Below are 21,533 nucleotides of genomic sequence, written 5' to 3'. Positions count from 1 at the left end.
TTAATTCCTAGAGAATTCGATATGACAAAAAAGTTCTAACCTAATTGTGATTAGAACTTTGATCTTATTATGATTGATATCGTTAAAATTGATAAATAAATGTGTTGATATTCATACCAGCGCCAACAGATGCAAATAATACCACATCTCCTTCATTTATCTGGTGATTTTCCAAATCATTATCCATAATCATTTTTAAAAGAATTGGAATTGTTGCCACACTACTATTGCCAAGTTTATGAATATTCATTGGCATAATATTTATTGGCACATCTTGATCATATAAACTATAAAAGCGTTTTACAATTGCTTCGTCCATTTTTTCGTTGGCTTGATGAATCACTATTTTACTGATATCGTCAATGTTATACGTGCTATCATCAACACATTTTTTCATTGCTAACGGTACTTTGGATAAAGCAAACTCATATATTTTTCGACCATACATTTTGATGTATTTGGTATTCGGACATTTTTCTGAATTATATGATTTTCCAAAAAACAGATAATCTTTTTCTTCGTTTGCATAAGAGGCAGATAAATGAGCTTGTATTCCTTTATTGTTTGTAGAAGCTTCTAAAATAGCTGCACCAGCACCATCTGCATATATCATTGTATCTCGGTCGTGTTCATCGACAACTCTCGAAAGCGTTTCTGCACCAATTACCAAACATCTTTTTGCTAATCCAGCTTTCATAAATGCATTGGCTTGTATAACACCTTCTACCCAGCCAGGACAACCAAAAATAACATCGTAAGCAACACAATAAGGATTCTGAATTTTCAATAAATTTTTTACTCTTGCAGCAAGACTTGGTACCATATCAGACTGAATCGTATCGTGTTTTACATCTCCAAAATTATGCGCAAATATAATATAGTCAATAGTTTCTGCATCGATATTTGCATTTGTGATAGCCGCAGCCGCAGCCATATAACCTAAGTCTGATGTTACTTGATCTTTTCTTGCATATCGACGTTCTTCTATTCCTGTTATTTGTTTTAATTTATGTGAAATAGTAGCGTTATTTTGATCTAAAATTTCTCCTTGTTCATTATAAAATTGATGCTCTTCAAAAAATTGATTTGAAATTGTTTCGGTTGGAATATATTTTCCTATTCCTATAAAGTGATTTGTCATAGTATTATAAATTGTAGCATTAAATCTACAATTGCTTACAATCTCCGAAAAACTTACTTAATAAATCGTATAAATTTATTTTTTTAACGTAAAAATTATGTACTATTAAAAATAAGGTGATAAAAAATAACAAATTAAAATTTTTATAGAGAATTAATTAACACAATTTTATTGAGAATGATTTTAAATAAATTTTTAATCTTCAGAATTTATTCAGATAGATTTTTGATAAAACTATTTCTCAAAATCTATTACAATGAAAAAAATAATCACACCTTTATTATTAGGTTCAATAGTTTTACTTTCTGTTTAAATCATGAGTTGCACAAATAAAACTGAATTTCAAGAAACAAATTCAAATTATGTTATCCTATTAATTTAAAAAATTCAATTAAATTTTCGATATGCCAATATTTTATCAATACGATTACCATCTTTGTCTACAATTTCTAGCGTCAAATCTTCTACTTCTACCTTATCCCCAACATTTGGAATGGTTTCGTATTTGTCCAAGAAAATCCCAGCAACGGTAACGTATCTATTTTCGATGTCTTCGTCTATATCAATCTCAAAAAATTTCTCGAATTCGTAAATAGAAAATTGCCCATCGATCAACCATGTACCATCTTCACGTTCTACGATTTCGTAGTCTTCGTCTTGGTTCTCTGGTGTATCACCAACCAATTCGTCCAGAATATCATTTATCGTTACAATACCAGCCGTTGTACCATATTCGTCCAAAATAATGGCGAAATGTGCCTGCGAATTCTGTAACATTTCCAACAACGGATAACTAAACGAATTCTCGTTGACAAAAATAGGTTTGTGTATGAATTTTTTAAGGCTAAAATCTTCTTTACTTACCCCAAACATATCTTTTAGTTTCAAGATACCAACGATTTCATCCAAATTATTGTTCTTCGTAACGGGGTAGGCAGAATATTTATTTTTCTTGACTTTTGCACGGGCTTTCTCATAATCATCCGAAATATCTAATGAAGCAATTTCTGAACGATGCGTTGCCAACGTATTTACACGACGATCTCCAAGCTCGAAAACACGTTCTAAGATTTCGTGTTCTTTTTCCTGAATTTCACCACCTTCTGTACTTTCTTTGATGATATTTTTTATTTCTTCCTCCGAAACAACTTCGCTGCTATCATCTTTAATACCAAACAATTTCAAGAAAAAATCATTGGTAACCGTTAGCAACCAAACAAATGGAGAAGTGATGATAGATAACCATTTCATCGGTTTCGAAACAATAGTAGAAACCATTTCAGGAAATTTCATTCCCAAACGTTTTGGTAATAATTCGCCAAATACAATCGAAAAATAAGTTATAATAACCACCATAATAATTGGAGAAAGTGTTTTGGCGTAAGGTGCAATGAAAGCGATAGATGTTAAAAATTCTGTTAAATCTGCAGTTAATTTATCACTAGAGAAAACCCCTAACAAGATACCAATAAGGGTAATTCCGATTTGTACGGTTGATAAAAATTTGTTCGGATTCTCAGCAAGTTCCAAGGCAGTTTTAGCGCCAGAACTTCCTTTCTTCATTTGATTTTCTAATTTGAATTTTCTTGACGAAACAAGTGCCATTTCAGACATGGAAAAAATTCCATTCAATAAAATCAATACGATTATTATAACAATCTCCACTTTTATTCTTTAATTTTGATAAAAATAAACCAAAATCTAATACCTACCATAATGTCTCAATTTAATATTATGAAATTTTCTTATTTAATTTTACTTGCTTTTATGCTAAATGCTGGTTGTGCTTTCGGTAGCAGCGATCAAACACCAGAAGAAACAGATACTATTTTACCTGCTTTTACAACCGCTGAATTGATTGGTAAAGGAAATCCTACGATGGTGGGGAATGGGTATAAATTGTTGCCAGAAGTTGCAAAACAATTTGAATTGATGAAAGCTGATGCGCAAAAAGCAGGCTTTAAAATACAAGTGATTTCGAGTTATAGAAATTATACCTACCAAAACGGAATTTGGGAGCGCAAGTATAAAGCGAATCAGGCGAAGAAAATTGCAGCGAAAGAAAACATCGAAAAGATTATTGAATATTCTACTATTCCAGGAACTTCTCGTCATCATTGGGGAACTGATTTGGATATTATAGACGGAACGCGTGGAATACCAGCAGATCCGTTGAATGAGAAACATTTTAATGAAGGAGGATCAATGCATAAGTTTAAGCTTTGGTTAGATGAAAACGCTTCGAAATATGGTTTTTATTTGGTATACACGGATAATTCAGCGAGAAAAGGATTCAAGTATGAGCCGTGGCATTTTACGTACAAAGCGATTTCTGAACCGATGTTACAAGCCTACAAAAAGCTAGATATCAAAAAAGTTTTGCAAGAAAATAAATTGTTAGGAAGCGAAAATTTTACAGATGATTTTATCGAAAAATATAGAAAAGAAAATATACTTGATATAAATCCTGTTATTAAATAGTTAAAGCTCCTTTTTGGAGCTTTTTTTGTGGTATCTTTAGATAAAAATTAAAACATTGTACTTTCTGATGAGGTTAATATTTTTCATATCGTTGTTTTTGAGCATGAGTCTACTGACTTTTGCAAAACAATCTATTGTGAAAGATTTGGACGGAGATGGAAAGTTTGACAAGGTTTCGATTAATTTTGAAACGAACAAAATAGAGTTTTTACTTTCTGATACTGAATATAAAAAGCAGAGTAGTTTAGCTTTTCATGAATTGGATCACAATGCGAAGATTGAGGAAACAAAGAAAGGTTTTAAGATTATCAATAAAATAGGAGATGTTTTGTTTACATCTTATTTTCGATACAATCGTCAGACAAAAAAGATTGAATTATCTGCTATAAAACGTTCAATAGTTTCGGATGATTATTCGAAAGAAAACGGCGAATCAACTTTTATAACAGCTACAAAAGAATTTATTGCGAAATGGAATAGTTTGGATAAATCATCAAATAAAGTGATTGCTTTACCGACGTTAAAAACTAAAATTGATTTGGATGTTATTTCTTTGAATGATTTTAATGATGCATTTCTGAATAAATTTAATCAACAAAGTTTGACTTTTTATAAAGCTGAAATCTCCAAGCAAAAATAATTATTGCTCCAAATCGATTGTTCTGAATGTTAGATTAATTCGTGGCGAATTTACTTTTTTAGTAGGAGGTAAGCGATGCAGCCAATAATCCTGCGTTTCATTTTTCATTACCAATAAACTACCACTTGCAAGATTTAAAGAAATTACTTCTTTGGTTTCTTTGTGTTTAAAACCAAATTTACGTTCAGCACCAAAACTAAGCGACGCAATTGCGCCATGACGTTTCAATTGTTTTTCGCCATCGCTGTGCCAAGCCATTCCTTCGGAACCATCGTGATATAAATTTATCAAACAAGAATTATAAGTTTCACCAGTTTTTTCCTCAGCTAATTTTTTTAATTCAAGTAAAGTATCAGTCCAAGGTAAAGCTGTTTTCGTGATTTTGGAATAGGTATAAGCAAATGGAAAATCTCCGTACCAAGCAATTTTTCGTTTAGTTTCGATTAATTTACCAAAAATAATTGCTTGATCGTTCTTCCATTCAATTTCATTTAATAAAACAGAATAATAACGATGCGCTTCTTCGTCGCTCATAATTTGCCCAAAATAATTTACCGTTCCATCTTTAGGAAGTAGATTCTCTTGTCCGTCAAATAAATCGTTGAATAGGTCCATAGAGCGAAGTTATGTTAAATTTTATTTGATTGATGATAAATAATTTGGAAATTATAAAATTATTTTTATTTTTATCAATGTTAAGTTTAAGTTAAAAAATAGTAGAAATGAATGTTAGACACCCATTTTTTATTTATGTATTTAGTTTTATTTTAGTTGTGATTGCTGGTTTTACTAAGATTTTAGAATTTGAATCTGCAGATTTATTATTAAATACTACGTTTACAATTTCTGTAATCTCTTTAATTTATGTATTAATTCGTTTGAAAAAGTCAAGAAAAAAATATACGGATTTAGCGAATTAATACATAATATTAAATAAAAAAGCAACGATTATTTCGTTGCTTTTTTTGTTAAATACTGTTCAAACTTCAATCCTTTTATGTTGTAAGGATCAAATCCTTTGTATAAATCTTCTAATAATTGCATTACTTGAAAATAAGTAAATAATACTGAATATGAAGCTTGTTCTTGATAAACAGGGATTTCTACTAAAAATAAAAATCGATCATATTTCGAAATCTGAACAGTATTCCCATCTTGATTCATCAAACCAATATAACTTCCGTCATAATCAGGTAGGTTATGAAAAATCTCAATAGCTTGTGATAAACTACCTTCTAAAGGTAATTCAGTTTCGACCAGTAAGTCGTCAGCGTAATTTTCAAAGAATATTTTCACATTGCAAAAGTAAGAAATTTTAATCTATTTTAAGGAATTCCTTTTTTTTCGGGTTATAATTATTAAATTAGCAATCAAATTATGGAAAAAATGAGTTACGACATTATAGTTATTGGAAGTGGTCCTGGAGGATACGTTGCAGCAATTAGAGCAGCACAATTAGGTAAAAAAGTAGCAATCGTAGAAAAAGCTGAATTAGGAGGAATCTGCCTTAACTGGGGATGTATTCCTACAAAAGCATTATTAAAATCTGCTCAAGTATTCAAATACTTAAATCATGCAGAAGATTTTGGAATTAACTTACCTTCAGATATTTCATTCGAATTTGGAAATGTAGTTTCTCGTAGTAGAGGAGTGGCGGATCGTATGAGTAAAGGTGTTCAATTCTTGATGAAGAAGAACAAAATTGAAGTGATTCAAGGTGAAGCAAAAGTTTTACCAGGAAAAAAAGTAAAAGTTACTGCTGCAGATGGTTCTGTTAGCGAATTATCTTCAGAAAATATAATTATTGCAACTGGTGCACGTTCTCGTGAATTACCTGCATTACCACAAGATGGTAAAAAAGTAATTGGTTATCGTGGTGCATTAGCAATGGAAAAACAACCAAAATCAATGATTGTTGTAGGTTCTGGTGCGATTGGAGTTGAGTTTGCTCATTTCTACAATACATTAGGAACAGAAGTGACAATTGTAGAGTTTTTGCCACGTATTGTAAATGTTGAAGATGAAGATATTTCGAAACAATTACAATTATCTCTTAAAAAATCTGGAATTAATATCTTAACAAATGCAGAAGTTACAGGAGTTGATACAACTGGAGATTTAGTAAAAGCAACAATTAAAACTGCTAAAGGTGAAGAGATCATCGAAGCTGAAGTTGTTTTATCTGCTGTTGGTGTTGTTCCAAATACAGAAAATATTGGTCTTGAAGAAGTTGGTATTGCAACTGAAAGAGGTAAAATTGTTATCAATGATTTTTGTGAAACATCTGTAAAAGGATATTACGCAATTGGTGATGTTGTAAAAGGAGCAGATTTAGCACACTTAGCATCAGCACAAGGTATTTTATGTGTTGAGCATATTGCTGGTGAAAAAGTAGAACCAATCGACTACGGAAATATTCCAGGTTGTACATATTGTTCACCAGAAATTGCGTCTGTTGGGCTTACAGAAGCAAAAGCTAAAGAAGCAGGTTACGAAGTGAAAGTTGGTAAATTCCCATTCTCTGCAAACGGAAAAGCTGTTGCAAATGGAGCTGCTGATGGATTCGTAAAAGTTGTTTTTGATGCGAAATATGGTGAATGGTTGGGATGTCATATGATTGGTGATGGAGTAACTGAAATGATTGCTGAGGCAGTTGTTGCACGTAAATTAGAGACTACAGCTCATGAAATTATGAAATCTGTACACGCTCACCCGACAATGGCAGAAGCTATTATGGAAGCGGTAGAAGATGCATATGGACATGCAATTCATATCTAAGAAATAAAATTAAAATTTATAGTTGAAGCAGCCTTTTGGCTGCTTTTTTATTTTACCAAATCGTTAATTTTATAACAGATATGTTTTCATTTAGTTTTTTAATTATCTTTATAAAAATAATTAAAAAAATACAATATGAAAAAATTCTATTCTTTAGTAGCAGTTGCTGCATTATCAACATTATCTTTTGCTCAAGTAAACGCAATCCCTGGGTCTGATTTTGAAGATTGGGCTAAGTTTACTACAGGAGTTAATAAATTCGGTCTTAAATCGTATGCTGTTCAGGGAGTTGGTAAAGGTGTTAATGGATCTAATTCTTTAAATATTACAACAACGCCAACTGCAAATGATTATGTTTTTACATCATTATTAGGAGGTACTGTTTCTACTCAACCAAAAGAAATTACTTTTTGGGTTAAAGGAACATCAGGGAAAACTTTATCATTAAATGTATATAAAAGTGATGGAGGATATTACGCATATAATGTAGGAGATTTATCTTCAGATTCAAAAATTTCTTCATCTGCAAGTAATCAATATACAGGTGTTATTGATACAAAAGGAAATTGGGTAAAGGTAACATTGGATTTATCTGATAAAAAAGATTTAAATGTTGCTGATTTAACAAAAGACTTTTTTGCTTTAAAAGTAGGTAAAGATGCTGCTTATGCATTGGATATTGATAACATTCAATTATGGGATGTTAATATGAATGTATATGATTTAACTTCTACTAAAGCAGTTTCTAATACATTATGGACAAATACAGCTTCTTTCAATGTAAAAGATAAAACAATTGTAGAAGTTTACAATATTAACGGACAATTGGTAAAATCTTTCGAAGTTAAAGGTGTTCAAAATGTAGACGTTTCTTCATTAGTTAAAGGAACTTATGTGGTTAAAACAACTTCTAACGGAAAATCTTCTACTCAAAAAGTAGTAAAAAAATAAGAAAGAATATATTCTTAATCTAACAAAAAAGCGATTCAGTTTACTGAATCGCTTTTATTTATTCTTTTAATTTCTGAATCTTAAAACCTGCATCTGTCACGGCTTCCACAACCTCTTCTTCATCTTCGGTTGTTGTCACAGTCAGTACTTTTCGTTCATCAGAAGTATCAACTTTCCAATTGTCTTCACCAACAGCTTCGTCCAAAAAAGGTTTTACAGATTTGATACAGCTGTCACAATTTATATTTGTTTTGAATTTCAATTCGCTCATAACTTTACAATTTAGACTCAAATTTATAAAGATTTCATAAGATTAAAAAAACGTTTAAGTAATATTTGATTTCGAAATTTAAATAAAAATCAATGAAGCGTAATCTTGATGTTGTTGTTATTTCGGATGTGCATTTAGGAACTTTTGGTTGCAAAGCACAAGAGCTGTTAGCTTATCTACAGTCAATCAATCCAAAAAAAATTATTCTCAATGGTGATATTGTGGATATTTGGAATTTTAAGAAAAGTTATTTCCCAGAAACGCATCTTCAAATTATTAGTTATTTGTTAAATCTTTCAGAACAAGGAATTCCAATCGTTTATATAACAGGAAATCATGACGAATTGTTACGTAAATTTACCACAATGCGTTTTGGAAATATTCTTTTAACGGATAAATATATGTTGAAACAAAATGATAAAGTCGCTTGGATTTTTCATGGAGATGTGTTTGATGCATCGATTCAACATTCGAAATGGATTGCGAAATTAGGTGGTTGGGGTTATGATAAATTAATTCAGTTGAATTATTTTATCAATAAATGTTTAGAGTTTTTTGGAAGAGAGCGTTATTCGTTATCTCAAAAGATTAAAAACTCAGTAAAAAAAGCGGTGAAGCATATCAATGATTTTGAACAAACTGCTGCCGAATTAGCGATCGAAAATGAATATGATTACGTGGTTTGTGGACACATTCATCAGCCACAATTGAGAAAAGTAAAAACGGATAAAGGATCGTGTGTGTATATGAATTCGGGCGATTGGATTGAGAATTTATCTGCTTTAGAATGTGTAGACGGAAATTGGTCAGTGTTTTATTTTGAAGAACATAAACATACTTTGATGCAAAATTTAGAAGAAATCGAGTTCAATTATTCGTTGGATGAACTGATTGTTTCAATTCTCAATAAGAAGTAAATGAAAATTTTATATGCTTTACAAGGAACGGGAAATGGACACTTAGCTCGTGCACAAAAAATGTTACCAATTCTCGAAGAATATGGAGATTTGGATGTTTTTGTAAGTGGCTCTAATTCACAATTACAACTCGAGAATTTTCAATTTAAACATCATAAAGGATTGTCATTATTTTATAATCAGATGGGAAAAGTTTCGTATAAACGAATTTTTAAGGAGAATAGTTTTAAATCTTTTTGGAATGAAGTGAATCATTTTCCAATTGAAAAATATGATTTAATTATTAATGATTTTGAGCCAATTACGGCACATGCAGCTCGAAAGAAAAAGATAAATATTGTTGGTTTGAGTCATCAAGCTTCATTTTTATTTGATGAAACACCAACAGTGAAAAATAAAACGGGCGAAACGATTTTAAAATATTACGCACCAACTTCTAAGTATTACGGTTTTCATTTCGAAGAATATAATGATGCTATTTTTTTACCAATCATTCGAGATAAAATTAGAGCATTGCATCCAAAACAAGAAGATTACTATTTGGCGTATTTACCAAGTTTTCATCCAACAGAAATTATGGAGAAATTATCACTGATTAAAGATTCAAAATGGAAAGTTTTTTCACCTTTTGTGAAAGATGTTACGCGTCAATTTAATGTTCAAATTTATCCAATTGATGAACGTCTTTTTACTAGAACTTTAGAAAATTGTAAAGGAGTTTTGTGCGGTGCTGGTTTCGAATTGCCTGCCGAAAGTATTTATCTTAAAAAGAAGCTTTTTGTGATTCCGATTAAAGGTCAATACGAACAATTATGTAATTGCGAAGCTTTAAAAATGATTGGCGTTGATTATTCATATGATTTGAATGTAGCACAATTGCAACGTTGGGTGGATTCGAATAAAATTATTGAGAAAGATTTCCCAGATCAAACCGAAGAAATCATTCAGAAAGTAATTTTAGAAGCATCCCATTAATTATTTTTCCAGAAAGCAGGCGTAAATAAAATTAAGATTGTATAAAGCTCTAATCGTCCCAAAACCATTAAAAAACAACATAATAATTTTGCACTATCCGTTAAAGAATTCATTGAAGTACCCGGACCAAATTCGCCAATTCCCGGACCTACGTTTCCTAAAGTGGAAGCAGTTAATGTTAAAGAGGCCAAAATATCTTGGAAACTCATTGTTATACCATAATTCAAAAGCGCAAACAAAATAGAACTCACAATCCATGTAAACATAAACATGACAAAGAATGCCATGACGTGGAAAACAATAGATTGGTTAAGCGAACGATTGTTATAACGAACAGGAATAATTGCGTTTGGATGTAAAATACGCTTAAATTCGATCCAACTATTTTTTAATAAAATGACGTGTCTGATAACTGTAATTCCTCCAGATGTAGAACCTGCCGAACCTCCGATGAAGAACAAAGAGAAGAAAATAAGTGTGGTTACGGTTAACCAACTTGTGTAATCTTCCATTGCCAAAGCGGTTGTAGATGCGATAGAAACGACGTGGAATAATGAGCTTCTGAATGAATGTTCGAAGTTAAACCAGGAATAAGTTTCGACGGAATAGCTAGGGTAAATATTAAAAAATAATACGACAAAAACGATAAATGTAACGACAGCAAGTAAGCCAACCCACCAGCGAAATTCCTCATTTTTCCACACTTTTTTGAATTGTCCTTTAATCAATAAATAAATCAAAGCGAAGTTTGTTCCGCCCAAAAACATCATCACGATTAGTACATATTGAATAAAAACATTGTTATTCCAATACATCAAACCTTCATTTTTAGTAGAAAAACCTGCGGTTGCAATCACACTCATCGAATGGTTTGCAGCATCAAATAAATTCATTCCACCAAAATAAAGCAACAATGCAAAAAAAGCAGTTAATCCTAAATAAACTAACCAAAGGTTTTTCGCTGTTTCTGTAATTCGAGGGTGAATTTTATCCGTATAAATTCCAGGCGCTTCTGCCATAAAAAGTTGTCGACCACCAATTCCAAGAAACGGTAAAATCGCAATCGTCAAAACGATAATTCCCATACCACCAATCCAATTGGTTGTACTTCGCCAAAACAATATGCTTTTTGGGAGACTTTCTACATCATCATAAATCGATGTTCCAGTCGCTGTATAACCAGAAACGGTTTCGTAAACAATGTTCACAAAACTGAAATTCTCATTGATGATATGATCGTTTGGTAAAAATATTAACGACGTAACATATGGCAAACATCCCGAAAGAATCAAGAAAAGCCATCCGACACAAACCACGATATAACCTTCGCGTTTGTTGATGTGTTTTCTTCTGTCACGCGTAAAATACATCATTGCAGCTCCCGACAATCCCACTAAACTCCCCGAAACTAAAAAAGGGTAGAGTAGATGATCATTAAAATAAATGCTGACACATGTTGCAATAAACATAAAGAGCGCATTTAATAGTAATAAAACACCCGAAAGATTCAGGATTACTTTGATGTTAAGTGATTTCATTATTTAAAATATTTGGTCACTTTTGGAATTAAATTCGCTTGACTAAAAACAACAACATGATCTTTTGGTTCGATAATGAAATCTTTGGTTGGAATAAATCCATCATTTCTACGAACAATTCCAGCAATAATAGCACCTTCTTTAAATGGAAAATCGCTTACTTTTTTGAATGCGATTTCAGAATTTTCGTGAATACGGAATTCTAAAACTTCGGCATCTAAATCAGAAATTCCTGTTACATCCATCACAGAACCTTGTCGAATATAACGGAAAATACTATCTGCGGTTAAGAGTTTTTTATTGATAAAAGCGTTAATTCCAACTTCTTGACTAAGATGAATATAGTCGATATTTTCGACCAAAGCAATTGTTTTTTTAACACCTTTTGATTTTGCTAAAAGACACGACATAATATTCGTTTCCGAACTTCCTGTCACAGCAATAAAAGCATCTGAATCAGAAATACCTTCTTCCAATAACAATTCTCCATCTCGACCATCACCATTGATAATCAAAATGTTATTTAAATCATCAGCTAAATCAAAAGCTTTGTTTCGATTGATTTCTAATAACTTAACGTTGTGCTTGTTATCTTTTAAAAGTTTGGCAACTTTGACACCAATACTTCCTCCTCCCAAAACAATTACATTTTTGAAATACTCTTGTTTTTTTCCTAGGATTTTATAAACTTCTAAAATTCCAGCTTTTTTTACAATAAAATAAACGTGATCGTCTATTCTAAATTCAGTATCAGCTTCAGGAATAATGGTTTGATATTCGCCGCGTTCGTTGCTACGGATAATTGCAATTGGCATCAAAAGATTGTCTTCACCACCTTTTGTCGTCAAATACATGTCTTTGTATTGCTTGTCCAAAATCTTGCAATCCGCATCCAAAACAGTTCCAACCATAAAAAGTTGACCATTTGCAAAGGGATGCATCGCATTGAAAGCAGATTGTTGAACAAGTGAATAAATCTCATCAGCCGCTAATTTCTCAGGGCTAATTAATGCATCAATTCCCATTCCTTGCACCCAAAATTGATTTTCTTTGTAAAGAAATTCAGGATTCGAAATTCGAGCTAATGTACGTTTTGCCCCTAAATCTTTCGCAATCGAAGCACTAGTAAGGTTTGTGTTTTGAAGATGAGTGACCGATATAAAAATATCTGTATCATCAATTCCAACTTCGCGCAAAGCCTTGAAAGAAGTTATATCACCACGATAAGCCATTACATCTAACGAGTTTTCGATCATCAACAATTTGTCCTTGTCCATGTCCATGATGACGATGTCATTCATTTCATTAGAAAGCAATTTAGCCAAATGAAAACCAACTTCTCCAGCGCCTCCGATTAATATTTTCATGAAAGAAATTTAGGATAAAACTATTTTGACGTTTCTTTTTGTCCCATTAACATTAGGAACGATTTCAAGAATTCGTCTATATCACCGTTCATTACAGCATCCACATTACCTGTTTCAGTTCCTGTTCTGACGTCTTTTACCAATTTGTATGGATGCATCACATAATTACGAATTTGAGAACCCCATTCGATTTTCATCTTATTTGCTTCAATCTCATTACGTGCAGCCATTTTTTTCTCTAACTCAATCTTGTACAATTCAGATTTTAACATCTCCATTGCACGTTCGCGATTGGCTAACTGAGAACGTTCAACCTGACAAACAACCACAATTCCTGTAGGTTTGTGCGTTAACTGAACTTTCGTTTCAACCTTATTTACATTTTGTCCTCCAGCTCCTCCAGAACGAGAAGTTTGCAATTCGATATCTGCAGGATTGATTTCAATCTCGATTGTATCATCTACAATTGGTGAAACATAAACCGAAACGAAACTTGTATGACGTTTTGCATTACTATCAAAAGGCGAAATACGCACCAAACGATGCACACCATTTTCTCCTTTTAGATAACCGAAAGCAAATTCGCCATCAACCTCTAATGTTACCGTTTTTACACCTGCGACATCACCCGCTTGATAGTTTAATTCTTTTACTTTATACCCATGTTTTTCGGCCCACATCAAATACATACGCATCAACATAGAAGCCCAGTCACAAGATTCTGTACCTCCAGCTCCGGCAGTAATTTGAAGAATTGCACCAAGATTATCTCCTTCTTCTGAAAGCATATTCTTGAATTCTATATCTTCTAAAAGCTTAGCAACAACAGTATATTGTTCCATTACTTCTTCGTCACTTACTTCGCCTTCGCGATTAAATTCTACTAAAACTTCAACATCGTTTACAGCATTTGCAATTGTTTGGTATTCATCGATCCATTTCTTTTTACCACGCAGAACTTTCATAAAAGCTTCGGCTTCTTTCGGATTGTTCCAAAATTCAGGAGAAGCAGCGTGTTCTTCTTCATTTTGAACTTCGATTTCTTTTTGTTCGATTTCCAAATATTCGTGCAAATCTTGTGTACGTTTTTGGATGTCTTTTAGTAATTCGTTGTTAAACATAATTGCAAATGTATAAAAATAGGAGGTTAAGCATTAATCACTTTATCATCTTTTCCGTTCCAAGAAAGAATTTTATAAGTAAAACCTTCTTCCGTTTTAATTTCTTGGTCTTTTAGCATCAAAAAAGTGTCGTCCCAATCGCCATCATCATAACTAATTACCCAGAATAATTGGTTAAACAACAAACCTTCCAAAATATAAACAAGTTCTTCTACGCCATCTACTTCATAGGTTGTAAAAGGAAAAGAAGATTTGATCCACATTTTATCATCATCCGAAGTCTGAATATAAAGATCACCAAAAGTCGATTTGTATTCATTTTCGATATGAAATTCTAATAATTCGGTATTTTTTGTATGTAAACCAGCCAAATCTGGCAAAGCTTCAACTAATTGATTGTATATATGGGTTGAAAAATCGTTCATCTTTCTAAAATTAGCTTGCAAAAATAAACGATATTATCTAATTCTGACACGATATTTTGTTTCAATGAATCGAAAAAAGTTAAATAATTTGTATTCAAAATCGTAACCATAGTCAATAGAAGGATCTAAATCTATACTCACCGCATACAAATCAGGATTATATGTCATCGGTTGCATATGTCGTTGATTCCAAATCATCACATATTGGCGATTTTTTTGTTCGTAATATTCTTTCGAATAATATTCTTTGGGTAATGCAGTTGTTTTTAAATAAATATCATATTGAGGATCAAATACAACAATATCATAATCACCATCTTCATTCGGCTCGAATTTTAATGAATTCTCATCTTTATTCGGAACTGAATTTTGTGTAGATTGATTGGTTGTACAAGCAAAAAATAGGAGAGAAACGCTGATAAATAAAAATAGCTTTTTCATAATCTTTAATTTAATTAAATATACTGAAAATTAATGAGAAGCTTAATTCTATTTAGTTTATTCATGAGTTTTATATTTTGAACATGTTAATTATTGTTTGAAATTTTTGGTTTGAAGAGATATTTTTAAATTCTTTTTTTGGCGATAGATAAAATTTAGTTTTTTTTTAATTCTTTTGATAAAAGTTTATAGTTGTATAAATAATTGATTATGAGCTTCTTTTGTTTGGGGTGGTATAAGGTATTTGGATGTATATTTTCTATATAAAATACATTGAAATTTGATTGTCTCTATTTGTCTGTTTTTGTCTTTTTATATCCCTGTTTTACTATTTTATATAATTTTTAGTTATTGATATATAGTAACTTGTGTGTTTTGTGTAAATAGTTCTTCGATGCTTCTTCGATAGTTCAATATCTGTTCTTCGATGCTTCTTCGATAAAAGGTGGAAAAATGGGAGTTTCTGTTTTTGGAGATTGTATTTGTATTAATAAATAATTCGATTTCTGAAATTGGAATTTCATTTTATCTATTAATATTTTTTCATCTATTCTAAGAAAGCTTGAGTGTAACTACAATACGAGTTTATAGTATTGTTTCGCTATCCATACATTCATTATTATATTCTATAAAAAATTACTTCACGATATATGAATATTATATTTTTTAAGTATCTTATTTGCATAAATATAATTATATTTAATTTTACGAAATGCAGATATAGGTGTTTTTTTACGAAACTAAAGCTATAGTAGTTTCGTAAAAAATTATGTTAGCCACCATTTAAGGAAGCTCAGTAATCACATAGTTAATAGACATATTTATTTCAGTTTCTATTTTGAATCTGTATCCATTAAACTCGTAAATCTTTTGGTCTTCCACTTTTTCAAGGCTATATTTTTGCAGCAATTCATAAATCTGTGAAAGTGATAGGTTATTCACGTTTGCTTTTATGTTCAAGTTTATGGTCATCATAATAAAAACAGTGGCTAACAATGTGTATAAGCAATAGCATGTCAGCCTTTTAACTATTGCTCGGTTATTAATTTAAAGTCTTGTTCATTTATTTAAGTTCGTGCAAGGCTACTGCTCATACACCCGACCGTTAGTGGCAATGCCAAGCCAAAACAAGGAACAATGAAACCTGAATTGAAAAGGATAAGAAAAGTAGAATATGATATAGATCCAAATAGATACGAATTACGTAGTGGAAGCGAAACAAATGCTCCATTGTGTCCATATGGAAACATTTACAAATGGGTAGTATTTGACTTAAAAGCAAATGAATATGTTAGATTTGCGAAATCTGTGTTTAAATTACTTATAAATAAAAATGGTAAATGAATAATAAAAAATATGGTATAGAGGGATTTGATGCCCCAGAACTGGAAAAATTTAAATGGATTGATGCAAATGGAAAAGATACTGAACCTATACAATTATCTAATTTTAAAGGAAAGTTTATTGTTTTGTATTGTTTTCAAAGTTGGTGTCCTGGCTGTCATAAAATAGGCTTGCCTTCGTTACAACAAATGGTCACTGCATTAAAAAACAACCAAGCTATTAAATTCTTTGCTATTCAATCAGTGTTTGAAGGTAAAAATCAAAATACTTTTGAAAAGCTAAAAGAAACACAAAAGCAGTATAAGTTGGAAATTCCTTTTGGACAAGATGAAGGAGATGAAAGCACGCAAAATATTTCAACAGTAATGTATCATTATAGAACAGGAGGAACTCCTTGGTTTATTTTTATAAACCAAGAAGGAAAAGTAGTATTCAATGATTTTCATTTGAATACCGAAAAAGCAATTGTATTTTTACAAACAATTAAATAAATTTTATATGCAAAAATGGATAGATGTAATAAGATTAGCCAATAATGGCAATCTTAACCCAGACCAAAGAATAGAAAAATCGGAAGAGGAATGGAAATCACTTCTTACCGAAGAACAATTTTACGTAACTCGTAAAAAAGGAACAGAAAGAGCTCATAGCTCCGAAATGTGCAATTTGTTTGAACCCGGCAAATATGCCTGTGTTTGTTGTAACACTGTACTTTTTGACAGCGAAGAAAAATTTCAAAGTGGAACTGGGTGGCCTAGTTTTACACAGCCGATAAAAGAGAATACAATCAATTATATCAAAGATGTTACGTTTGGTATGTATCGAATAGAGACAACTTGTAGCACTTGTGATGCTCATTTAGGTCACGTGTTTCAAGATGGTCCTATGCCAAGTGGATTGAGATTTTGCATAAATGCTGTTGCTCTGAAAAAAGTAAAATCTGATGAGAAAAAAGTTACATTTGGTGGTGGTTGTTTTTGGTGCACAGAAGCTATGTTTCAGCAATTAAAAGGAGTTGTAAATGTAGAGAGTGGTTATAGTGGTGGTGAAATTATAAATCCTACATATAGAGAAGTCTGTTCTGGAACTACTGGTCACGCTGAAGTAATTGAAATTACTTATTTACCTTCTGAAATTAGCTTTGAAGATTTAGTGAAAATCCATTTAACTACTCACAATCCTACGACTATAAATAAACAAGGTGCTGATAGAGGAACACAATATCGTAGCATTATTTTTTACAGAACAGACGATGAAAAAATGCAAGCATTAAAGGTCATTGAAGATGTTCAATCTGCCTACGATGATATGATAGTAACAGAAGTGAAAATGTTTGAACATTTCCATAAGGCAGAAGCCAATCACCAAGACTATTACAATCGCAATAGCGAAACTGGTTATTGTATGGCAGTAATAAATCCAAAATTAGCAAAATTAAAATCGCTTTATCAGGATAAACTAAAGAAATAATGGACGAAGACATAAATTTTTAATGAAGCAATTTAAAAAATAAAGAATGAAAAATAGTCTTGATAAAAATGCAAAATGGCTCTTGCTTTTTGGTATTTTATTAACATTTTTATTTCCATTACTACTTCCATTGCTCAATAAAACAGGCATTGGTAATTTTGGCGTTGTTGGCGATGCGATTGGCGGTATAACAAATCCTATTTCTCAACTCATTGGCTCTATACTTCTATATTTAGCGTTAAAAGCTCAACTTTCAGCAAATGGCATAGTGCAAAATCAAATAGAAAAAGACAATATAAAGGAAGAACAACAACACAAAACAGAACAAATACGGACTTTTTATTCTTTCTTTCAAGAAACAATAAAAAATTTCAGTTATGAGTTTTCTGATGCAAATGGAAAACAACTGTTGTATGGAAAAAGAGCCATAAAATGTTTCTTAAATGATTTGGAACAAATGAAAGTAGATATTCATAATACAGATGATGTACTTATGTATGATGGAGTAAGAGAATTATTAAGTATTTTGAAAAGTGCAGAAGAATTATTCAATCGCATTGATACTATTTCTTCAAAATCACAACATATTTTATTTTATAGAAATCTTTTGCAACACGAATTATTATTCAATATTTTTCCTTATCAAGACCTTGATGACGATATTAATATTAAAACTGGAAAATGCACTATTTGTGCAGATGCACATTCATATTATCCTCCTATTATATTTGATAAAATTAAACTTTTAGAATCTCTATTTATATAAAAATGAAGATAAAACTATTAAAATATCACAATTCTATCACAAAAACTATTTTGAAGTAAAAAGTGAAATCAATAAAAAAATAAAATATCTTGGATACGAAAAGTTGTCATATTTAGATGAATTTAAAGAAATATTTAAATAGTATTTTAAATTCCAAAAAAAAGCTCCTTCACAGGAGCTTTTTGGTTTATGGAATCTCATAGATAATTTTTTTTTTTGACGAACCTTCGGAAAAACGGCATTCTCGTCGAAGAACGGTCGAAGAAAACACAGAGGAAAGTGGGAGAGAATTTGTAGAATTGTAGTTTTACAATAATGGGTATTGATTGTGTTTATTTATTAAATTTTTGTATATTCAATTTCGTATAAAATAATGTTAGATGTAATATGAAAAACCAATTTTTCCCATAAATAATGAAAGAAACTATAAAGGAAATCTTCATAGATCTATGCTCTAAATATTCAAGTAATGAAAAGATTTTTAGAGGATATTGGAATGAGATTGAAAAATCATATTCTCATAGAAGTAGACATTACCATAATTTGATTCATTTAGAAAATATGATAATGGAATTAAGCAGTGTACAAAACGATATTGAAGATTTTGATTCTGTTCTATTTTCTATATTCTATCATGATTTTATTTATAAGAGTACGTCGAAAGATAACGAAGAGAAAAGTGCTGAATACGCAAAGAGTAAATTGAGGAAATTAAATTATAACGATGTATCAATTGATAAGGTATATAATCAAATTTTAGCAACCAAATCTCATCAATTATCCAATCAAAAAGACACAAATTATTTATTAGATTCAGATCTTTCAATTTTAGGTAAAAGTTGGAATGAATATGAACTTTATATAAAGCAAATAAGAAAAGAATATTCCATATATCCAGATTTTATATATAATTCAGGTAGAAAAAAAGTTCTGAAACATTTTCTAACGTTCGATAGAATATACAAAACCGAATATTTTAAAGATAAATATGAAAAACAAGCACGCGAAAATATTTCGAAAGAAATAGAGTTACTATGATACTACAGCTAACATTGTATTGATAAAATACGAAGTGAAATATAATTTACTTTTACAGAATGCATCAGTTTATAAAATAAACCATAAAAATAAAATATGAATTATAAGGGACAATATTAGCTGGATTTTTAGACCAGATGATCCTTTAAGTGATATTTATATACAAGAAACATCTTTGAATGATTGGGGAAAAGTTATTGATTTATTGAATGATGAATATGATTTAAAATATTTTTCAGAAAATAAAATTTATAAAATGGTTGCTTGTTATACCAAGTAAATACTAAATGTAAATAAAAATTAAGTAACTAATGGAAATTGATTTTTTAAAATTGGATTATTACTCAGACTTTTTAGGAGAAAAAGAAATACGGTTTTACACAAATTCAAAAGACATTGAATTTAAACGAAATATAAAAGAACTTACAAAAAATCAATTTTACGAAGTACAATTAAATCAAGGAGAAAACAATATATATTTTTTTAGCCTTTGGGAAGGGTATTTTGACACATTGATAAGGAAACTGATTGGTAATCAAAATAACTATCAGGAATTACCAAAATTTATCAAAAATTGGTATGAATGTAAAGGCTGGTGGGGTGTAGACTTTATAGAAGATGTAATTTTAGAAACCGAACTTAAATGGTTATTAGAAATAATTCCAATAATTAACGACAATCAAAAAAAAGCATTAAAAGAAGATATTTGGGATAGTAATTGTATAAATGATTTAATCATTTTCTTAAATTTTGTAAATAAGAACGATTGGGAGTTAAGAATATCAGAAGAATAAAAATGTATACAAATAGTTTACTATATAAATACTTTGATAGGGATTATGTTGGAGAAAATGAGGAATGGGCAGTATATTCTGAAGTTTTAATTGAAAATATACATGAGTTTTTAAATCATTTAACTACGATTGATAAAAAAAAATGAAGAATTAAACTTAGTAAGAAAAGAATATGAATATTTGATTAAGTTTTGTGAAGAATGTATAAAGAATAAGTCTAACATTTATTTTCTAGCTGATAATTATTAATAAAACTGCTATTATAATTTTTTAAAAATTGTTAAAAAACTATTTTTAAAAAGAATAACCCAAAAACTCTTGATTATGAGCTTTTTTTATAGCTTATTGTGAGTGTTTTAATTTATGTATATTAGTTGTTGTTGAATGAACTAATTTTTTTTAAGTTTCTTAAAACAAATTAGTTTTAATTTTTAAAAGAGAACAGTCAAAAATGTTTGATAAAATATTAAAAGGATTTGTAGATATTATTTATGGTACAAACCGAAAAAGAAGAAATTTTGAACTTAAAAATGCAGATGAAAAAGTTTTAGCTGCTGATGCTAGTAAAGGCATAATAACTAATGAAAGTCAGGAAATAACTCGTGGAATTAATTGGGTGACATCTCAAAGAGCTGTGTTAATGTTGACAAACAAGAATATTATTTGTGGTAAATGGATTGTACCTCTTGATATTATTAGTACTGCTAAACTTACTAAAATAAGTTCTTTATTTGGAAATGGTCAAGTTTTGACGATTGAAACAAAAGACAATAAAAACTATCAATTTGGAATGCAAATTAACCCGGAATGGATAAATCAGGATGCGTTACCTCTAAAACTTGAAAAAGGAAATGTAAAAAATTCACTTTTTAGTATAATTTTGAGAATTATAATTTTAGGCTATATCGTTTATCAGATTTATCGAAGGTTTGGATAATGTCTTATATATTTTACATAAATATAATGTTCTATAAAATAAGTAATTATACTTCGATAAACTATTAGATTAGCAACTTTAAATAAGTAGTATTAAATTAGATATAACTGAAGAACCAAAGGAAATGAGGTGAACTAG

Annotated in this window: 24 protein-coding genes; 14 read left to right on the top strand and 10 right to left on the bottom strand. The window is 30.5% G+C overall.

Annotated features, from left to right (window positions below; all coding sequences use genetic code 11):
* Nucleotides 1–82: 82 nt before the first annotated feature.
* Nucleotides 83–1,141 carry a 3-oxoacyl-ACP synthase III family protein gene (locus tag HXZ74_RS15425; protein WP_286476221.1) on the bottom strand — a complete coding sequence of 353 codons (1,059 nt, stop codon included), beginning with the start codon at nucleotides 1,139–1,141 and terminating at the stop codon, nucleotides 83–85.
* Between the two features lie 387 nt (nucleotides 1,142–1,528).
* Nucleotides 1,529–2,806 carry a hemolysin family protein gene (locus HXZ74_RS15420; RefSeq protein WP_280061182.1) on the bottom strand — a complete coding sequence of 426 codons (1,278 nt, stop codon included), beginning with the start codon at nucleotides 2,804–2,806 and terminating at the stop codon, nucleotides 1,529–1,531.
* 69 nt (nucleotides 2,807–2,875) lie between these two features.
* Here HXZ74_RS15420 and HXZ74_RS15415 point away from each other — a divergent pair, with 69 nt between their 5' ends.
* Nucleotides 2,876–3,622, top strand: a complete 747-nt coding sequence (locus HXZ74_RS15415) for a M15 family metallopeptidase (RefSeq protein WP_236688214.1) — start codon at nucleotides 2,876–2,878, stop codon at nucleotides 3,620–3,622.
* Between the two features lie 103 nt (nucleotides 3,623–3,725).
* Nucleotides 3,726–4,262 carry a hypothetical protein gene (locus HXZ74_RS15410; protein WP_038335856.1) on the top strand — a complete coding sequence of 179 codons (537 nt, stop codon included), beginning with the start codon at nucleotides 3,726–3,728 and terminating at the stop codon, nucleotides 4,260–4,262.
* Here the strand turns inward: HXZ74_RS15410 and HXZ74_RS15405 are convergent, their stop codons facing one another.
* Nucleotides 4,263–4,877 (bottom strand): alpha-ketoglutarate-dependent dioxygenase AlkB family protein, encoded by a 615-nt coding sequence (locus HXZ74_RS15405; RefSeq protein ID WP_280061183.1) that lies wholly within the window; start codon nucleotides 4,875–4,877, stop codon nucleotides 4,263–4,265. It lies immediately after the preceding gene.
* A 107-nt stretch (nucleotides 4,878–4,984) separates the two neighbouring features.
* Between HXZ74_RS15405 and HXZ74_RS15400 the strand changes: the two genes are divergently transcribed.
* Entirely contained in the window at nucleotides 4,985–5,182 is a 198-nt protein-coding gene (locus HXZ74_RS15400) for a hypothetical protein (RefSeq protein ID WP_038335852.1), read from the top strand.
* Between the two features lie 28 nt (nucleotides 5,183–5,210).
* On the opposite strand, the gene HXZ74_RS15395 is transcribed toward HXZ74_RS15400, so the two are convergent.
* Nucleotides 5,211–5,558 carry a hypothetical protein gene (locus tag HXZ74_RS15395; RefSeq protein WP_038335851.1) on the bottom strand — a complete coding sequence of 116 codons (348 nt, stop codon included), beginning with the start codon at nucleotides 5,556–5,558 and terminating at the stop codon, nucleotides 5,211–5,213.
* A 90-nt stretch (nucleotides 5,559–5,648) separates the two neighbouring features.
* On the opposite strand from HXZ74_RS15395, the gene lpdA reads away from it, so the two are divergent.
* Both lpdA and HXZ74_RS15385 read left to right on the top strand, forming a co-directional pair.
* Nucleotides 5,649–7,040: a dihydrolipoyl dehydrogenase gene (gene lpdA / locus HXZ74_RS15390; RefSeq protein ID WP_038335929.1), complete on the top strand. Its 1,392-nt coding sequence runs from the start codon at nucleotides 5,649–5,651 to the stop codon at nucleotides 7,038–7,040.
* A gap of 135 nt (nucleotides 7,041–7,175) precedes the next feature.
* Nucleotides 7,176–7,991 carry a T9SS type A sorting domain-containing protein gene (locus HXZ74_RS15385; protein WP_180906651.1) on the top strand — a complete coding sequence of 272 codons (816 nt, stop codon included), beginning with the start codon at nucleotides 7,176–7,178 and terminating at the stop codon, nucleotides 7,989–7,991.
* 58 nt (nucleotides 7,992–8,049) lie between these two features.
* On the opposite strand, the gene HXZ74_RS15380 is transcribed toward HXZ74_RS15385, so the two are convergent.
* On the bottom strand, nucleotides 8,050–8,262 hold the full coding sequence (locus tag HXZ74_RS15380) for a hypothetical protein (protein ID WP_115000930.1): 213 nt from the start codon (nucleotides 8,260–8,262) through the stop codon (nucleotides 8,050–8,052).
* 92 nt (nucleotides 8,263–8,354) lie between these two features.
* Here HXZ74_RS15380 and HXZ74_RS15375 point away from each other — a divergent pair, with 92 nt between their 5' ends.
* Nucleotides 8,355–9,179, top strand: a complete 825-nt coding sequence (locus tag HXZ74_RS15375; RefSeq protein WP_125350430.1) for a UDP-2,3-diacylglucosamine diphosphatase — start codon at nucleotides 8,355–8,357, stop codon at nucleotides 9,177–9,179.
* Complete coding sequence (locus tag HXZ74_RS15370) at nucleotides 9,180–10,154, top strand: glycosyltransferase family protein (RefSeq protein ID WP_286476220.1); 975 nt, start codon at nucleotides 9,180–9,182, stop codon at nucleotides 10,152–10,154.
* Here the strand turns inward: HXZ74_RS15370 and HXZ74_RS15365 are convergent.
* The 5 genes from HXZ74_RS15365 to HXZ74_RS15345 are packed head-to-tail and all read right to left on the bottom strand — an operon-like array spanning nucleotide 10,151 to nucleotide 15,046.
* Entirely contained in the window at nucleotides 10,151–11,692 is a 1,542-nt protein-coding gene (locus tag HXZ74_RS15365; RefSeq protein ID WP_280046507.1) for a TrkH family potassium uptake protein, read from the bottom strand. The two genes, HXZ74_RS15370 and HXZ74_RS15365, sit on opposite strands and share 4 nt — an antisense overlap.
* Nucleotides 11,692–13,059: a Trk system potassium transporter TrkA gene (gene trkA / locus HXZ74_RS15360; protein ID WP_115000923.1), complete on the bottom strand. Its 1,368-nt coding sequence runs from the start codon at nucleotides 13,057–13,059 to the stop codon at nucleotides 11,692–11,694. The genes HXZ74_RS15365 and trkA overlap by 1 nt, the downstream gene beginning before the upstream one ends.
* A gap of 20 nt (nucleotides 13,060–13,079) precedes the next feature.
* Nucleotides 13,080–14,180, bottom strand: coding sequence for a peptide chain release factor 2 (gene prfB, locus HXZ74_RS15355; RefSeq protein ID WP_115000922.1), 1,101 nt, complete (start codon nucleotides 14,178–14,180; stop codon nucleotides 13,080–13,082).
* 26 nt (nucleotides 14,181–14,206) lie between these two features.
* Complete coding sequence (locus tag HXZ74_RS15350; protein WP_286476218.1) at nucleotides 14,207–14,605, bottom strand: hypothetical protein; 399 nt, start codon at nucleotides 14,603–14,605, stop codon at nucleotides 14,207–14,209.
* Nucleotides 14,606–14,638: 33 nt separating this feature from the next.
* A complete protein-coding gene (locus HXZ74_RS15345) occupies nucleotides 14,639–15,046 on the bottom strand; it encodes a DUF6146 family protein (RefSeq protein WP_286476216.1) in 408 nt (135 codons plus the stop codon).
* Between the two features lie 1,149 nt (nucleotides 15,047–16,195).
* On the opposite strand from HXZ74_RS15345, the gene HXZ74_RS15340 reads away from it, so the two are divergent.
* The 7 genes from HXZ74_RS15340 to HXZ74_RS15310 all read left to right on the top strand — a co-directional run bounded on the left by HXZ74_RS15340 (nucleotide 16,196) and on the right by HXZ74_RS15310 (nucleotide 21,395).
* Complete coding sequence (locus tag HXZ74_RS15340; RefSeq protein WP_286476214.1) at nucleotides 16,196–16,390, top strand: hypothetical protein; 195 nt, start codon at nucleotides 16,196–16,198, stop codon at nucleotides 16,388–16,390.
* Complete coding sequence (locus tag HXZ74_RS15335; protein ID WP_286476212.1) at nucleotides 16,387–16,881, top strand: peroxiredoxin family protein; 495 nt, start codon at nucleotides 16,387–16,389, stop codon at nucleotides 16,879–16,881. The genes HXZ74_RS15340 and HXZ74_RS15335 overlap by 4 nt, the downstream gene beginning before the upstream one ends.
* A gap of 7 nt (nucleotides 16,882–16,888) precedes the next feature.
* Nucleotides 16,889–17,860, top strand: a complete 972-nt coding sequence (gene msrA / locus HXZ74_RS15330; protein ID WP_069797541.1) for a peptide-methionine (S)-S-oxide reductase MsrA — start codon at nucleotides 16,889–16,891, stop codon at nucleotides 17,858–17,860.
* 46 nt (nucleotides 17,861–17,906) lie between these two features.
* A complete protein-coding gene (locus HXZ74_RS15325) occupies nucleotides 17,907–18,626 on the top strand; it encodes a hypothetical protein (RefSeq protein WP_286476210.1) in 720 nt (239 codons plus the stop codon).
* 414 nt (nucleotides 18,627–19,040) lie between these two features.
* Nucleotides 19,041–19,664 (top strand): HD domain-containing protein, encoded by a 624-nt coding sequence (locus tag HXZ74_RS15320; RefSeq protein ID WP_286476207.1) that lies wholly within the window; start codon nucleotides 19,041–19,043, stop codon nucleotides 19,662–19,664.
* A 311-nt stretch (nucleotides 19,665–19,975) separates the two neighbouring features.
* Nucleotides 19,976–20,458 (top strand): hypothetical protein, encoded by a 483-nt coding sequence (locus tag HXZ74_RS15315; protein ID WP_147280010.1) that lies wholly within the window; start codon nucleotides 19,976–19,978, stop codon nucleotides 20,456–20,458.
* Between the two features lie 451 nt (nucleotides 20,459–20,909).
* Complete coding sequence (locus HXZ74_RS15310) at nucleotides 20,910–21,395, top strand: hypothetical protein (protein WP_038331192.1); 486 nt, start codon at nucleotides 20,910–20,912, stop codon at nucleotides 21,393–21,395.
* Nucleotides 21,396–21,533 lie beyond the last annotated feature (138 nt).

Source organism: Empedobacter sp. R750, from assembly GCF_030324345.1.
Taxonomy (GTDB): Bacteria; Bacteroidota; Bacteroidia; order Flavobacteriales; family Weeksellaceae; genus Empedobacter; species Empedobacter falsenii_C.
Note: the sequence above shows the minus strand (reverse complement) of the source record. Positions and strands in the feature narration are given on the sequence as shown.